Source organism: Candidatus Brocadia sp., from assembly GCA_021646415.1.
Taxonomy (GTDB): Bacteria; Planctomycetota; Brocadiia; order Brocadiales; family Brocadiaceae; genus Brocadia.
Window position 1 is genome coordinate 117,340 of the sequence record SOEU01000002.1, and the last position, 15,791, is coordinate 133,130.

A 15,791-nucleotide genomic window follows, 5' to 3' on the forward strand; every position below is an offset into this window, starting at 1 on the left:
TGATCGACTTCTATTACCTCAATTCTGTTGATGAGTTGCTTGATGTAAATGCTTCTTTTCTTTATATTCTTCAACGGTCAAGTTTAGCACTTCAGAATTATTTCCATCTGTGTTTGAAACATAATGAACGGAATTGATGTAGTTCTCAATGACATGAATCTTCTGTAACGGTGTTACAATGAGCAACTGTAAATTAAGTTTCTTGAAAAGCCCTAAACCAAACTGTGTGCTTTCATCATCGCCGCGGCCAAATGCTTCATCAATTACAACAAACCGGAATGATTTGCTTTTAGGTTCGCCATAAGACAAACCAAACTGATAAGCCAAAGCAGAAGCTAAAATTGTGTATGCTAATTTTTCTTTCTGTCCACCAGATTTACCAGATGTTCCTGCGTAGAACTCTTTTTCTATATTGTCGGATAAATATTTTTCACTGGCGTTAAAAATGAACCAATTTCGAACGTCGGTTACTTTGTTTGTCCAATCAATCTGCTTGCTATCGTTACTGCTGAAACGGTCTAAAATCTTTTTGACTTTTTCAAATCTTTCCTCGGTGTAAGCATCGGTAGTATCAAAAATATTGCTGTAACATTCTTTTAGCTCCTCTCTGAAATATTTTAAGTCCTGATCTCGGTTTCTGTCATCCAATAAGGTGATATATGTCCCCTTATTAAACTCTATTTCTCTTAGGTGTTTGTTAATCTCACCGATTTTCTCTTTGATAGATTTGAAATGAATATCAAGTTTATTATCAAAGGCAACAATATCATTGATAGTATTTTCATTCAACATCTTTTTGAATCTTTCTTCGTGTTTGGGTAATCCGTCTTGAAGTATTTTCTCCAATTTATCTAAATATTCGCCTCTTGATTCAATTTCAGCCAATAAATCCGATGAGTCAGCAGTAAACTCCTTTTTATATTCCTGCATCTGCTTAATGATTTTGTCTCTTACATTGGCCTGCTTGCCTGAAATAGATTTTCGTTCCTCATTTTTTGATTTCAAAAAACTTTCCCTGGCTTTATCAATATTTTTTGCTGTTAACGAAACTTCTTTCAGTTCTTCATCAATAACTGGATAGAATCGTTGTCTTTCGTTCTCAAGAAGAATCGCAACTGTCAGTTTACAATCTTCAATTTCTTCGGTGTTCCCATTTATTTCATCATCAAGCTTTCCTTTTTCTTCATACAATTTTGATTTTTGTTTATCCAGTTCTGAAATCTCACCTTGATTAGTTTCTAATTGCCTCTGCAATGTTTTCAAAATATCATTACTGCTTTCTAAACTGTTTTTCTCCTGTTCAAGCGCTGCAATAGCTTTTACTTCATCTTGCCAGTTAATTTCATTCCAATTTTTAAAGGCAATTACTTGATTAAGTTTACTATCAAGTGTGTTATTGTTCCTGATTTCCGTTTTCAATAAGGAAAGTGATTTGTCAATTTCATTTTTCTCATTCCGCAATTCATTTAAGTGCTTCGCAACCGCAAGAATTTTTTCTTTGTTAGTCCAACCCAAAACAAAATTTCTTCTGTCCCATAAATCACTTCGGTCATCTTTTATGTGTCGCTGATTTCCTCTTTTGAATTGTCCCTCCATTGTTATTACATTTCCTTGTCGCTGAAATTCTTCAAGCGGAACACATCGTAAGTTAAAACGCTGTTGCAGTTCAAGCTGCAACCAGTTTTCAAAAGGTGAATCAGGTTTTATATCAATCTTATTTACTACCGAATCAGGGTCAATAACATTTTGAAAATTGTTTTGCCTCACGTTGTGGGGCACTTTAAAATATTCAAACCTCATGCCTCTGTTTTTATTATCTTTGAGTTTCCTTGCATTCACATACTCGCTGACTTGCTTGTAATGCCTTTCAGGAACTAACAAACTGATTCCAAAACCTCTCAAAAGTCTTTCTAGTGAACCTTCCCAATCTTTTTCATTTTCGTTCACTTTCATCAATTCGCCTGCAAATGGTATTTCTTCTTCATCAATTTCTAAATCATCCGCTAACTCTTTTCTGATATTTAAAATCTCCAATGGAATTTGATTCACTCTGCTTTGCAATGATTCCAGTTCTTTGCTCTCAGCCTCAATGTTTTCTTCAACAAGAGTTTTCTTACCTGAAAGAGTTCCATGCTTGCCTAAAATTTCTTGGTGCTTTGTTTCAAGCCCTCTCTGTTTTTGTTCCGCCGCTTTTAGATTTCTGTAAAACGTTTGGTCGGTGTTTGCAGTTTGTAAATCACAAACCAACGTGAGTTCGGTATACTGTTTGTGTTTTTCTTTTTTATTGTCTCGTAGTTTTCCTTTTTGTTCGACTTCAACTGCAATTTGCTCTAACCTTGCACCTCCATTGTTGCGTATATCCTGCTTTATCTGGTTTACAGCCTCTCTTTTTTCTAACAAATCAAGTTCAAGTTTTTCAAGTTGGTTAGCAAGTTGATTCAATTTTCTTTTGCACGATACTACTTCTTCTTCAAGTAAAGTAATTTTCTTTGAGGCAAAGTAGCTTGGTGCTGACTGAACGATATTGTCAATCTCCTGAATCCGTTTTTCAAATTCTGTATAACTCTTGCATAAATCAACCAATGGTCTGAGAACGTCCCTTTGTTTTCTTGCATCAATTACTGCTGCATAAGCTTTGTTCAAATCAGCAAAGCGTTTTTTGAGTTCTTCAATTTGTGTCTTGATGTCGGTTCGTTCTAACATTTGTTCTCTCACAAACGAAGTCAAGCTGCTAACTGATTTCATTGAAACAGTTTGATAAAACAAATCAATTGCTTTATCGGAATTCATCCCAAATAAATGTCGGAATCTTTGGCTGTATGATGAAAAGTTATCGTCAAATAAATCAATGTAGTTGTGCTGCTTCAATCTCTTTCTAAGTTCTCTTGCATCTTCAATGTTCGTGAAATATTCCTTAATGGTTAATGGGTGAATGCTAATAAGCAGAAGTTTTTGGTGTTTATCATTCTCAATCCAAAACACTTGTGCTAAAGTAATATTGGAACTGTAACCCGTGTTAGTAAAGTTCGCCAAAACAACTGAAAAGGTTGAATCGCTTGCATCTCTATATCTGAGTGTTAAAGCTTTTATCTTCGATTCCTCTGAACAATCGTTTTTTGAACCGTAATTTCCTTTGATGTAAGAAACTAAATTCCGTTCTCTGCGTTCAGCACCGGCTGCTTTATTAAAAGTAATCTTGTCATGTGGAACGATTAAACAAGTGAGTGCATCTACCAGTGTTGATTTTCCTGAACCAATTGAACCAGTCAACAAAGAATTATTTCCGCTTGGCTCTATTCGCCAAATCTTGCCATGAAAAGTTCCCCAGTTCAGCAATTCCATGTATTGCAAACGGAAACCTATCTGTGAATTGTCCTTACTGAATTCAAGTTCGTTCATTCGGCTTTTTGCATAGCATAAGTTTTTAGTTTTTCCAAAGAATCTTTTACTACATCAGCATTTACAAAGGCTTTTATGATTCGGCTAACTTCATATTGGTCGTCTTCGGTTTTCATTTTTCGCAAAAATCCTTCTTCAATTACTTTTTCAATCGCTGCTTTAATTTGTTTTTCCAGATTGGCTTCGTTAGTTGATTCCTTGCAAAAGGGTTTAACCAAATTCAGGATTTCGTTTTTGGTCAATACAACTTTTGTTGATTCGCCTTCACTGTCGTTTTCTATCAAATGCTTTCTGAGAAGCAAACACAAAAGTGAAACATGAAAATTCAGTTGTCGTTTCTCAATTAATTTCGGATATGGATCTTCCTCATCCTCACTTACCCTTTGTTTCAGAAAAGCAAATCCTTCGGATTTGTCAATTACAACATCAAGGTAAATGTCAGCAAAATATTTCTTGATGTCAGATTCATTAGATAAGAGTTCATCCCAAAGTTTTTCGTTGTGATTGTAAATAATCCCTTTCAGCAAAGCCACTAATATGTTTGAATATGGTTTATTCATCTGCTAAAGATAATTTGAGGAACTCTCACTTTGAAATTTTTATTCGTTTTTGAGTTTCTAATCTCAATCACTTCTTGTAATGCCTCATTGACTGTATGCTTGTTCTTTTCTTTTGATGCTATCTCAACATAAGCTACTACTTCCGCAACTCCTTTTCTAATCTTAAACTCTTTTACAAAATCGGTAAAAGAAATTTGCGATTTGTGTTTCAAGGCAGTTTTAATATTGTTTTTCAACTCGGCAATGTCAATTTCAAATTGTTCAAATAGCAAATCGTTATTGCCTGTTGATTTTCCTTCTTCGGGATTGTTGTTTGAGAATTTTATTTTTTGCGGTGGTTTAAATCCTCTCACATCCCAATCGTGAGCTAGCATCAAATCAACTCTTATCGTTTTGTCTAACTCCAATAAGGAAAGTTTACTGTAATCTATTTCCGTATTTTCGCTGATAATTTTTAAAACTTCGATGATGTTGTCGTGAATGCGTTTGTTCTCAAAAAAAGATTTATGTTCTAAATATTTTCTGAGTTGTTCCAATAAAGAGTTTGTTGTTTTATTGGTTTTGTCTCCTGCATCAACCAGATTGTTTCTGATATTGTCTATGCTAAAATTCTCTTTTCGCATTTGCTGAATAACTGGAATGCTCAACACATCTTCAATCATTTTTTCAAATTCGTCTTGCTTGGACTGCGATAAAAGAAATTCCCAAAAAGCGAGAAAACTTCTTCCCTGGTCTGTTTCCAACAGGAAATCTTGTTGTTGAAAAAACTCTTCTAACACTTTACCTTTTGTCTGGCTTGTAGTGATTATCTTCTTTCTGAAATTTCTATCTAAGATTCTAAAGTTTTCCTCTACTTGTCTGAAATCAGCCAGCAAATGTTTTGCAGTTTCTTCTATCAGAAAATAATGCTCTTTAATCTGCCTGTCGTCAAGTATATCCATTTTACCATGCTTCACATTTTCAATTTCCTGTTCAATGCTTTTTTTCTTTGCTTCTAATTCCTTGATTCTTGCAGCGAAATCCCTTTTTGTTTTGGATGAGAGTTCTTTGAGCTTTTCGAAGAGATTTTTTAATCGAGATTCTGTCCCTACAAATTCGGGTTTGTCCAAATCATCAATCCACTTCAAAGCATTTTCTGTTGCCGGTGTTAACTCGTAAATAGGTTCATCAGAATTTTGAAAATACTTTCTTAGAAATCCTGAGTTAGTCCAGTCGGTTAAATATTCTTTAGCTTGTTTTGGATAAATCGTTTCATCTCTATTGATGAAAAATAGATAATCTGTTAGCAGAGGAATCAGATCTTTTTCTGTGATCGTAGCGGCAGAATTGTTGTGTTTGAATGACTTAAAAAGAAAACTGAGAATCAAAGGAGCACTCGTAGCATTTATAAGTTTAACTGTCGTGTTTGCTTTGAATAGTTGATTTGTTTTTTCAAAAGTCATTTTATTTTATCGATGAGTAACAATTGTAGGAATAATTATCTTTGCGCATTGGGGCAAAAGCAAATGTGAAGCAAAATTGCATTGGCTTATACGGTTGATTTGCATTTCTTTTTCTCTATTACCACGTAGACGATTCTGCATTCAATATCTTTGTTAAGCCCTATGTCGTCGTATTTAGGGTTCAGGCTAGGGGAAAACAGGGCATTCATATTGAGGCTGTTGCAAAAACCTGCTAGACAGCAAAAGCTATACAAGATATAGTATTGTGTTTCTTGATAAATAGAATATGTTCTATCAAATAATTTATTGCCTTAGTTATTGCGACAAGCTCTATTCCAATTACAAAAATGAGAGACAAATATTATATTGGATTATGAAGTCTGACCCTTCTGGGCTGCGCATTATTTGCGCGCAAACCGCACTCTTGTTTCAGTTACTACTACGAACTGACCCGGCAATTGATCCGCATAACTCTGGAGCAATTGCAGGAGCGTCTCAATCTTTACAACGGCCCGCACATCATCAAGCCGCAGAAGAACTACGCAACCATTCAGTAACGACAGGTCCTGTACACTCATCTACGAGAAAGCGCATTTACGCCGACTCCATGATTAACGGCATAAACGTAGTATTTTCCAGCGCCCTGGTGGCAAACAAAATACAGGCTTGAATGTCTTCTCGCATAAGACCTTTATACTCCTGGAGGATTTCCTCCACCGTTGCCCCGTGCGCCAGCAGATTCAGAATGTATTCGACCGTCAGGCGTGTTCCCCGTATAACAGGCTTTCCAACCATAACTTTGGGATTAGTCGTAATCCGCTCCAGCAATTGTTCGTCTCCTGTGTTTCATTGTAACACCACTTGCGCGGGTTCATGCTGCACAACATTTTTTATCTTTCTAATCTGTTTTTTGGCAATAGTACAGTTTAAATCAGACAGCGTCAAGGCCATTTGCGCAAAAACGATGTTTTGGCAGTGGCAATTTCCATACTCGCGCCGCATGTACGAACTCCTAAGAATACTATCGGTAACCTGCTAAATAAATTTGGCTTTGTCCAGGAAATTTTTCTGATACTGGAGCGGCTTCAAATTGCACACCTGCAAGGATTCTTACTTATGCCTTTTCCACCCCCTCACCCCCGCCAGCGGGGGACAGTGGTTAACCTAACTTTCGCAGAAGTTGGGATAAAGTATGTCCCGATTCAGCACGCTATGGGGATTTGGTATAGACATCTATGAATTTGTTCCGGATGGAAAATCATATGTGAAGGACGGTCATGATGCCACTCTCTCCCGTCGGGGACGTGGTGTTCCAGATAAGGCCACTTGCGGAATGGGTCTACCCCTAAAGCCTGGATGAGTTTCCGGTTGCTCATCGTGACATTTCCTGCCCTCGGGGGCATTGGTCCTGCTTCTCTACGCATGCATCCTTTCAGAAGGTGTGGGACATAACCACCGACCTTATTTACAATTTGTCCGATCTGATAGAGGCTGAGATGCCGGTGCGAACCGAGATGATAAATACCCTTCATTTTATTTCCAAGGGTCAGCTCCACGACCTTATTGAAATCTTCACAATAGAAAGGCGATCGTACTTCATCAAAATATAACGTGGCTGGATTATTTTTTTTAAACCGTGACAGTATCCAATCAATGGCCCCGGCATGTCCGTTTACGCTGACCCCCATGGGCAGCGATATCCGGAAAATTGCCGCAGACGGATACCTGAGCAGAACAACTTCCTCGGCGATGGCCATAGTCTTGCCATACATCGTGACGGGGGATACGGGATCCTCTTCCGTGTATAATCCTTCCGGTTTTCCCGGGAATACTAAATCTGTAGAGAGATGAACCAGCCGAACTTCATGCCCCCCGATCATTTCCAGCACATTTAAGACCGACTGCACATTCACACGATAGGCCAGCACGGCATTCATCTCACAGGATTTTAAGGCGCAGGAACCTGCTCCATGCAAAACAGACCTGAACCGCTTCTTTTTCATCAATTCCGCAAGTCCTTTACGGTCTTCTATATCCAGAGGTATAATACCTTCTCCTCTCAGCGGCCAGTATCGGACGGGACGTATTGCAGTAACGTGGTTTGGGTATTTTGAGTGAAAATACTGAAAGGCACTATAACCGGGCACCCCGGTCACACCGGTAATTAAAAGCGGTAAAAAAGAAGGTAATGACATCGTATCACTCACCAATGTAAGCAATGAGAACGGGCAACACAAATGAATTTATATTTTGAAACGGAAATTATTATCCGTCTCCTTCAGCAAAGGGAACCGGGCGTCTTTTTCAGACAAAAACGGATTTTTTACGGGCCATGGTATATTTATATCAGGGTCATTCCAGATAATTCCCCTTTCATTTTCCGGAGAATAGATATTTGTGCATTGATAGGTAATTTCTGCTGTATCAGAGAGCACGCAAAATCCGTGGGCAAACCCTTCGGGTATATACAGCATTTTCATATTTTCCGATGACAATGTCTCACCCACCCATTTCCCGTAAGAGGGAGACCCTTCCCGTATATCTACAGCAACATCAAAAATCTCACCCGATATTACCCGCATGACCTTCCCTTGTGCCATGGGGTTTTTCTGATAGTGGAGCCCTCTCAGCACATTCTTTTCAGATTTCGAGTAGTTGATCTGGACGATGTGTTTTGTTATACCACAGTCTGAAAAATCGGGATATTTATAAAGTTCTGCGAAAACGCCCCGGGAGTCGGGAAATACCTTTGGTTCGATTACGAGTACGTCTGGTATCTCTAGTTTTTTAAAAGAGAAAGGCATGCCGCTATCCTTCCTGTAATATTTTTCTTAAATATTCTCCGTAACTGGTATTGATCTGGTTTGCAAACTTCAGTACCTGCTCAGCATCGATAAACCCCATCCGGTAGGCAATCTCTTCGATACAGCCAATTTTTAATCCCTGCCTGTCCTCAATGGTTTTTATAAAGAGGGAGGCATCAATTAACGAATCGTACGTCCCCGTGTCAAGCCAGGCATAGCCACGTCCCATTAACTGGACCTTTAATTGATTTTTCTGTAAATACGCATTGTTGATGTCAGTAATCTCCAGTTCTCCCCGTTTCGACGGTTTCACTTTTTTTGCTATTTCGACCACGCTGTTATCATAAAAATAGAGCCCTGTAACTGCCCAATTAGATTTTGGATGTGCTGGTTTTTCTTCGATGGAGATGACATGGTTATTCTTGTCGAATTCAACGACACCATATCGCTGCGGGTCTTTTACATAATAACCAAACACCGTTGCTCCTTCATTTTGAGCAGCGGCTTCTTTGAGGATGTCTGAAAGGCCATGGCCAAAGAAGATATTGTCACCCAAAACGAGGCAGACCCTGTCACCGCCGATAAATTTTTCCCCGATAATAAAGGCTTCGGCCAATCCTTTGGGTTCTGGCTGTTGAGCATAGCCGATTTCTATTCCGTACTCTTTCCCGTTGCCTAACAGGTCGTTAAATCTGGGAAGTGCCTCAGGAGTAGAAATGATAAGGACCTCCTTTATCCCTGTCAACAGTAAGACCGATAACGGATAATAAATCATCGGCTTGTCATACACAGGGAGCAATTGTTTGCAGATGCCTTTCGTTACCGGATACAACCGCGTGGCCTTGCCACCTGCCAGGATGATGCCTTTCATTCATTAACCCCTTTACAAAGATAAAAAATTAAAGATAAAAGATTTAAGATGAAAAATACAGATAAAAATGAAAAAATTATTTTTGGCCTTTTTGAATTTTTGGTTTGTCATTTTGCCTTTTGGTTTTTCATCTTTAAATTAGGCCTTCGGCGAATTCGCTGGTTCAATCTGCAAGATTGAACCAGCCTTGAGACGTCGGATTCCGTTGGCGACTAGTGCATGTACGCCGTTGTGTATTGCCAATCGCTGTCAGGAGACGGCTCCTACCTTAATGTTACAAAAAGTTGTCGAAGTCTTAATTTAATGTTCAGGAGTTTCAATCCTGTAGGGTGCGTCCTACGCACCATCCATACATTGGATTGTTTTGGTGCTACATGAGCTACGATGCTTCATTTACTTCGGGAAACAGATACGACATAAGTTCTCTGGCGATGGGGCCTGCAATATCTCCGCCATGTCCTGATGTATGTTCCACGAGAATGGCAAAACAGTATTGTGGGTTATCATAGGGTGCATAGCCGGCAAACCATGCATGATTGTCTTTGTGGCGTCCTGTTTCTGCGGTGCCGGTTTTTCCTGCGACCTTGTATACATCCAGCCCTTTATCTTTGGCAGTGCCGCGGGTAACTACATCCTGAAGAGCCGTGCGCAGGATGCTTATAATAGCAGGTGGCACATGAAGTTTCTGTTTATTCTCTGAATGAAATGACCGGACAGTTTCCCCCTGGCTATTGGTAATTTTTAATAATAGGTGGGGTTGTACCAGTGTGCCACCATTTGCCACAGCAGCGTATGCCCGGACCAGCTGAAGTGGCGTGGTGAGTAATGCCCCCTGTCCAATGGAAACGTTCATGAGAGATGCCGTAGTAACCGTTTTGGGCAAATTCCCGCTTTTTTCATGGGGAAGATCGATGCCCGTCTTCTCACCGATACCGAATTTTTTTGCCCAGGCATACAAGGTATCTCCGCCAAGCATCTTTGCAGACTCGAAGAAGAATACATTACATGAATAGGGGATAGCATCTTCCAGGGTAACTAATCCGTGACCATAGTCTGACCAGCATTTAAAAACGATATTTTTGTACTTCGTGTAACCGTGGCACTCAAAAGGGGTTTGCATGGTTATGGAATTTGAACCCAGGGCAGCTGCAGCTGTAATAATCTTAAAGATAGAACCTGGTGGCAATGCACCCTGTATAGCCCGGTTGAGAAAAGGTTTTGATGGGTGCCTGATAAGTTTGCTGAAATCTTTATCGATAGTATTGGGATTAAAGCGCGGATTGCTTGCCATGGCAAGTATTTCTCCTGTCCATGGGTTCATAACAATAATAGCGCCGAGATTTTTACCGAGTGATTTTTCTGCATGAGATTGTATTTGACAGTCGAGAGTTAGAAAAAGGTTATTTCCGGGAATGGACGGTCTTTCCAATACGGTTTTTTCAATTTGGGCATTTTTACAAATAATTTCCTCAAATCTTTTACCGCGCAGTCCGCGTAGTTCTTCTTCATATTGCGCCTCAACGCCTGCCCTTCCTATCGTATCGTTTTTCGCATAACCGTCATAGAGTAACGAAGAGGTATCGTCGCCGGCACTGCTGGAGGCCAGGATGAAATTATTCCAGTTGTTGCTATGTACCTTCCATTCGTCCTCGTTGAGTTTACTCATATAACCTAAAATGTGTGAGGCAAGTTCTTGTTCGGGATAGATTCTTTTTGGTTTGGGAGTAATACGTATACCCGGGAAATTGTCCTGGTTGATTTCTATTTGAATAACCTTTTCCCAGGCAACATTGGCAGCAAGGGGGTAAAAGTCTGTTTCCTCCTTGATGCGAATTGCCCTCCCATATTTTTGTTCCATATTTTGCTTCAGCTTCTCCACCCTTTCGATTACCTGGTTTGCATTTTCCAGCAATTTCATCGGCGGGATATTTAACAATTGAGATAGCTTTTTTAGCCAGACATCTTGATTTTCATGACATTCTTTGCAAGATTTATTTGCCTTTTTATGCACTTCCATCTCAGGAATTCGTGAGATGGCTTTGCTATTGTACGCGGCGGCGCAATAGAGCAAGTTCTTGTATTGGACGGTTATGTCAAAGGTATGCTGGTCTACCGCCAGGACCTTCCCCTGTCTGTCAACAATAGAACCCCGCACAGAATCTAATGGATAAGAGGTAATGCGGCGGGTTTTGGAGATGCCTTTGTATTTATCACTCTCAATAATCTGGAGTTGAAAGAGCCGGACAACGATGCCGATAAAAAGCAGGACGAAAATAATGAGTATAATCTTGAAACGAAAGGGATACATCGGTTATTTACCCTTGATTGAAAAAAAGCTTCCGGGTCGGCTGAAATTTATTAAATATCCAAAACAGGACAGGGACAAGCATGGCTGTATAGAAAGAGCAGGAAAAGATTATCCAGAGTGTTGACGGAAGACGGAGGGAATGAAAAGAGACCGAGATGTGCAGTGCATAAAGTACGTTGTATAGGACGGAAAAGATAAATGTGATAAGAATCTGGGTAACCAGATGTCCACGAAACAGTATTTCTCTGAAGGACCAGATAAAAAAACCGAGAGCAACAAAAAATATGGAATTTATTCCTAGGCTTCCTTCCGAAAATAAATCTTTTGAAAAGCCCGTGAACCAATTTGCAAGGGTATTTCTTTTTACATCTGTGAGAAAGGAATAAAATACTACGAAAGGAAAGTACAAATCGGGTACCGCCGACCCGAGATTAATCCAATGTATCATGGTTGACTGAAAGAGAGAGATACAAAAGAGGATACAAAAAAATGTAAGCCACCGCATAATATTTTATATACCACTGTATTATTTTGTAAAAACCTAATCTATAATAACCAGTACACTCTCGATCTTTGAAATATTTACTTTTGGTAATGCCTTTACCGATTGAAAGAGGTCGCCATCTTTTGTTTTGTTTTCCACTACCGTAGCTATTGGCAGAGAAGATGGATAGAATCCACCAATGTCGGAAGAGACGATATCATCACCGGGTTTTAACTTTGCCCAGCGCGGCACATATTTTAATTTACACAAAATCGTAGCATCCCCCTCTACAATGACTTGTTCCCGTGTTTGAACAATTCTTCCGGGTATACGCGACGCGGGATCTGTAATAAGTTGAACAGCGCTATTTCCCCCGCTTACCGAGGTAATCTTTCCAATAAGTGCATTATTTGATACGACTATGTCATCGGGTTTTACACCGTGCTTCGAACCGGCATTGATGATGATACTTTTTCTTAAATTTGATGTATCATATCCGATTATGTCCGCCGGTAACAATTTTGTTTTGGCATTTTTATTTTCTGCCTGGAATTTTGATAAGGTGTATAATTTACTTTGTAATTTGTATATGGTATCCTGTTGCTCTACAAGTTGATTTTTGAACTGGGAGACTTGTTCTTCCAGTTGTTTTTTTCTGTGTGTGTCTTGCCACGCAGAGATGACTCTGTCAAAAAAATTACTGGCTGAATTACTGCAGAAACAGGTTGCCCATTGTATTGGTCTGACAGGGGCAACACAGGTCATTTTAATACGATTTGAAAGTTTTGGCGGTAAAAACAGCAAGACCAGGGATACTGCTAAAAGGGTAATTATGGTTGCAAGGGGATTCTTTATGAGATCGCTGAAACTAGGAGTGGATGTCCTCATCCTGTAGAACAGACTTAAATAAATCAAGGTTTTCGAGGAGATAACCCGTTCCCCTTGCAACGGCTGTCAGGGGGTCATTGCCCACTTGCACGGGTAGTCCCGTCTCAGCTGCCAAGAGTTTGTCCATACCCCTGATCAATGCGCCGCCACCCACTAATACCAGGCCATTGGTTATTAAATCAGATGCTAACTCCGGGGCTGTGTTTTCAAGGGTAGACTTCACGCCGCTTACAATTTTATCGATGGCCTCTTTTAATGCTTCTCTAATCTCTGCAGAGGTAATGACCGTTGCCCGGGGTAACCCTGCGATGGCATCGCGGCCTCTGACCTCCAGGGAGAGTTCGTCTTCCAAAGGATAGGCAGAGCCGATTTCAATCTTTATTTGTTCTGCTGTGCGGTGTCCAATGTCCAGATTATAGGTTTTCCGTATATACTGGACGATGGATTCGTCAAATTCATCTCCTGCAATCCTGAGGCTTTGGTGCGTGAATATATCGCCAAGTGAGATGACCGCGACTTCTGTCGTTCCACCGCCGATGTCAACGATCATACTTGCTACAGGTTCACCTACCGGAAGGCCTACTCCAATTGCTGCCGCTTTCGGCTCAGAAACGAGGTAAACCTCCCGTGCACCGGCGCGCTCTGCTGAATTAACTACCGCCCGTTTCTCCACAGCTGTAATACCTGATGGAATTGCAATCAATATCCTGGGACGAACACCCCACTTGCGTTTATGTACCTTTGTGATAAAATATTTGAGCATCGCCTCGGTGATATCAAAGTCCGCTATGACGCCATTTTTAAGCGGGCGTATAACAGAGATACTGCTTGGCGCCTTTTCCAGCATGGACTTTGCAACGTATCCTACCGCGTTCCCATTTAAAAGAACCTTATTTGTTCCTGGTTTCACCGCAACAACAGACGGTTCAGCCAGCACAATCCCTTGTCCGGGAATGCAAACAAGCGTGTTCGCCGTACCAAGGTCGATCCCCATGTCAGTTGAGACGAAACCTAATATGAAATCTAATGGGTGCATTCGGAGTATTGTTTTTCTGCCGGGAACTCGATCATATTATGCATTTTTCACAAGTATTGCTGTATTTTATAGTTAGTGCCTATAAAAAATAATTATACGGTTACTGTTTATAAAATGTCAAGTGGAAATCCTCCAACCCCTTGAAAGTAAGTTGAAAAATTTGAAGGAAGGGAATGGTTATCGAGTTCCCCGCCTGGAATTTTGGTAACAAATAACCCTGGATTGAAAGATGACTATGAAAAGTACGATTCCCGTTGCCGTTATGCAAAGAATTGCGAACCAATCCCCGCAGATGGTGTAGAAAGGATTGTATTTTTTCACGAATTTTATACGGTTTATGAGCGTGCCACTGATTTCTCTGTTTCTTCCCCTGTGATCCGATAACTTGTCATAAATAGTGCCATCGGGGGCGACAAAAGAAGATATGCCGGTATTGGCTGCGCGTGCCATACAGATGCGGTTCTCGATTGCCCGGAATACCATAATGGCAAGGTGCTGGTCAAGTTCCGCACTATCACGAAACCAGCCGTCATTCGTTATGTTTAACATGAAATCTGCCCCATCTTTTTTAAATTTTCTGATCAAAGATGGTACTGTATCCTCATAGCAGATAGACGAACCAAACGTAAAACTTCCATTTTTAAGGGTATCTAAATGAAATAATGTCCTCTTGTTACCAGGAGTTAAGCCAATTTCGTAAGGAACAAGATTCGCCAGAAACGGGAAATATCTTTTCAGGGGTGTAAATTCTCCGAATGGCACGAGATGAATCTTGTCGTAGCGGTCTAATAAGGTTCCCCCTCTGTTATAATAATAGGCACTGTTAAAATAAACCTGTTCTTCTCCGGCCAGTGTTAAAGCGATGCCACCCAGGAGTAAGTTTGTGTTTAGATCCTGTGCTAACTGGATGGCGGTGAGCTGCGATAGGAGATCAATTTTTCTGCCCGTGAGCTCAGGGTTGATGTTCAGTAATCCAGGTACCATCGTCTCTGGCCATACAAGCAGGTCAATTGATTTCCCTTTAACACTCATTGAAAGATCGGAATATTTCTTCAGGATCTGGATTTGATCTTCTTCCGTAGACTCAAATTTTAAATCCTGGGGTATATTCCCCTGTACCATGCATATGGTGGGGCCTTCCTGTGGTTTGTAATGCTTGAGCCAGTAGAAACCATAAAACAGTACAGCCGTCAGGAGCGCTAGAGGGAGGGTACACGCCAGGTTGAAAAAGATAAATTTTCGACCAGGAAGCAAGCACTTACCATATTGTTCTGCAAAAAATACCCTTTTTGATACATTTTTTCCTTTCACTTCATCGTTCGACTGAGCGCTCACGACGAAGTCCCCTCCTTGCGACGGGGGGGAAAGAGGGGGGGTAATTTTGCTGCGGCTTGCAAAGCTGCGGATTATTAGATCAACGATAGCAGCGTTTACCATGACAATGATGAAGGAGATACCATAAACGCCGGTGATATCGGCGACCTGTATTACCGGCAGATACTGATACTGGGTATGTCCGATAAAAAACCAGGGAAATCCGGAAAGGAGAAATGATCGTATAAATTCAAGCGCTATCCATATTCCGGGTGCAACGATAACGATTGGATATTTCAATCTAAAGACAATAAATCGGGTACAGAATGCAAAGGCGAGAAAATATGCGGAACAATACAAACTCAGTAAAATCCAGGCAATAATAGCTATATGGCGTAACCACGAAAGCTGGATAAAGAAGAATACTGCCCCGACAAACAAGGCATTAAGGCAAAGATACCTTTCTTCTGCTACTATAAGGAAGAGCCACGGAATAAAAGCGATCCATGCAAGATAACCCAGGTCTGCCGGTGGAAAGGAAAGGCATAATGGAATGATGGTCAAGAAGGAAAGGATGAGGATTTTTACAAAATTCGTTTTGCTCAAGGTTTTGGAAACTGCCAAAGGCATAATTTAACGTAAGGAATTTCAAAGCAGGGACACGGTGCACCGTGTCCCTACGGGT

At 40.5% G+C, this 15,791-nt stretch carries 12 protein-coding genes and 1 pseudogene; all 13 read right to left on the bottom strand.

Translation table 11 applies throughout. From position 1 onward, the window contains the following. Positions 1-18: 18 nt before the first annotated feature. Positions 19-3,399 carry a hypothetical protein gene (locus E3K36_02265; GenBank protein MCF6154079.1) on the bottom strand — a complete coding sequence of 1,127 codons (3,381 nt, stop codon included), beginning with the start codon at positions 3,397-3,399 and terminating at the stop codon, positions 19-21. Next, positions 3,396-3,959, bottom strand: a complete 564-nt coding sequence (locus E3K36_02270) for a DUF4194 domain-containing protein (protein MCF6154080.1) — start codon at positions 3,957-3,959, stop codon at positions 3,396-3,398. The genes E3K36_02265 and E3K36_02270 overlap by 4 nt, the downstream gene beginning before the upstream one ends. Further along, positions 3,956-5,401 carry a DUF3375 domain-containing protein gene (locus E3K36_02275; protein ID MCF6154081.1) on the bottom strand — a complete coding sequence of 482 codons (1,446 nt, stop codon included), beginning with the start codon at positions 5,399-5,401 and terminating at the stop codon, positions 3,956-3,958. The genes E3K36_02270 and E3K36_02275 overlap by 4 nt, the downstream gene beginning before the upstream one ends. A gap of 401 nt (positions 5,402-5,802) precedes the next feature. Beyond that, a pseudogene (locus E3K36_02280) lies at positions 5,803-5,995 on the bottom strand (hypothetical protein). Continuing rightward, positions 5,996-6,196 (bottom strand): DUF433 domain-containing protein, encoded by a 201-nt coding sequence (locus E3K36_02285; protein ID MCF6154082.1) that lies wholly within the window; start codon positions 6,194-6,196, stop codon positions 5,996-5,998. A gap of 407 nt (positions 6,197-6,603) precedes the next feature. Further along, on the bottom strand, positions 6,604-7,596 hold the full coding sequence (locus tag E3K36_02290) for an NAD-dependent epimerase/dehydratase family protein (GenBank protein ID MCF6154083.1): 993 nt from the start codon (positions 7,594-7,596) through the stop codon (positions 6,604-6,606). Between the two features lie 48 nt (positions 7,597-7,644). Further along, entirely contained in the window at positions 7,645-8,205 is a 561-nt protein-coding gene (gene rfbC, locus E3K36_02295; protein ID MCF6154084.1) for a dTDP-4-dehydrorhamnose 3,5-epimerase, read from the bottom strand. Positions 8,206-8,209: 4 nt separating this feature from the next. Beyond that, positions 8,210-9,076, bottom strand: coding sequence for a glucose-1-phosphate thymidylyltransferase RfbA (gene rfbA, locus E3K36_02300; GenBank protein MCF6154085.1), 867 nt, complete (start codon positions 9,074-9,076; stop codon positions 8,210-8,212). Between the two features lie 379 nt (positions 9,077-9,455). After that, positions 9,456-11,384 (bottom strand): penicillin-binding protein 2, encoded by a 1,929-nt coding sequence (mrdA, locus tag E3K36_02305; GenBank protein ID MCF6154086.1) that lies wholly within the window; start codon positions 11,382-11,384, stop codon positions 9,456-9,458. 7 nt (positions 11,385-11,391) lie between these two features. Beyond that, the gene (mreD, locus tag E3K36_02310; protein ID MCF6154087.1) at positions 11,392-11,889 is read right to left on the bottom strand and encodes a rod shape-determining protein MreD; all 498 of its coding nucleotides are present in this window, start codon (positions 11,887-11,889) and stop codon (positions 11,392-11,394) included. 36 nt (positions 11,890-11,925) lie between these two features. After that, positions 11,926-12,756 (bottom strand): rod shape-determining protein MreC, encoded by an 831-nt coding sequence (gene mreC, locus E3K36_02315; GenBank protein ID MCF6154088.1) that lies wholly within the window; start codon positions 12,754-12,756, stop codon positions 11,926-11,928. Beyond that, positions 12,737-13,792 (bottom strand): rod shape-determining protein, encoded by a 1,056-nt coding sequence (locus tag E3K36_02320; protein MCF6154089.1) that lies wholly within the window; start codon positions 13,790-13,792, stop codon positions 12,737-12,739. The genes mreC and E3K36_02320 overlap by 20 nt, the downstream gene beginning before the upstream one ends. A 177-nt stretch (positions 13,793-13,969) precedes the next feature. After that, complete coding sequence (gene lnt / locus E3K36_02325; protein MCF6154090.1) at positions 13,970-15,736, bottom strand: apolipoprotein N-acyltransferase; 1,767 nt, start codon at positions 15,734-15,736, stop codon at positions 13,970-13,972. Positions 15,737-15,791 lie beyond the last annotated feature (55 nt).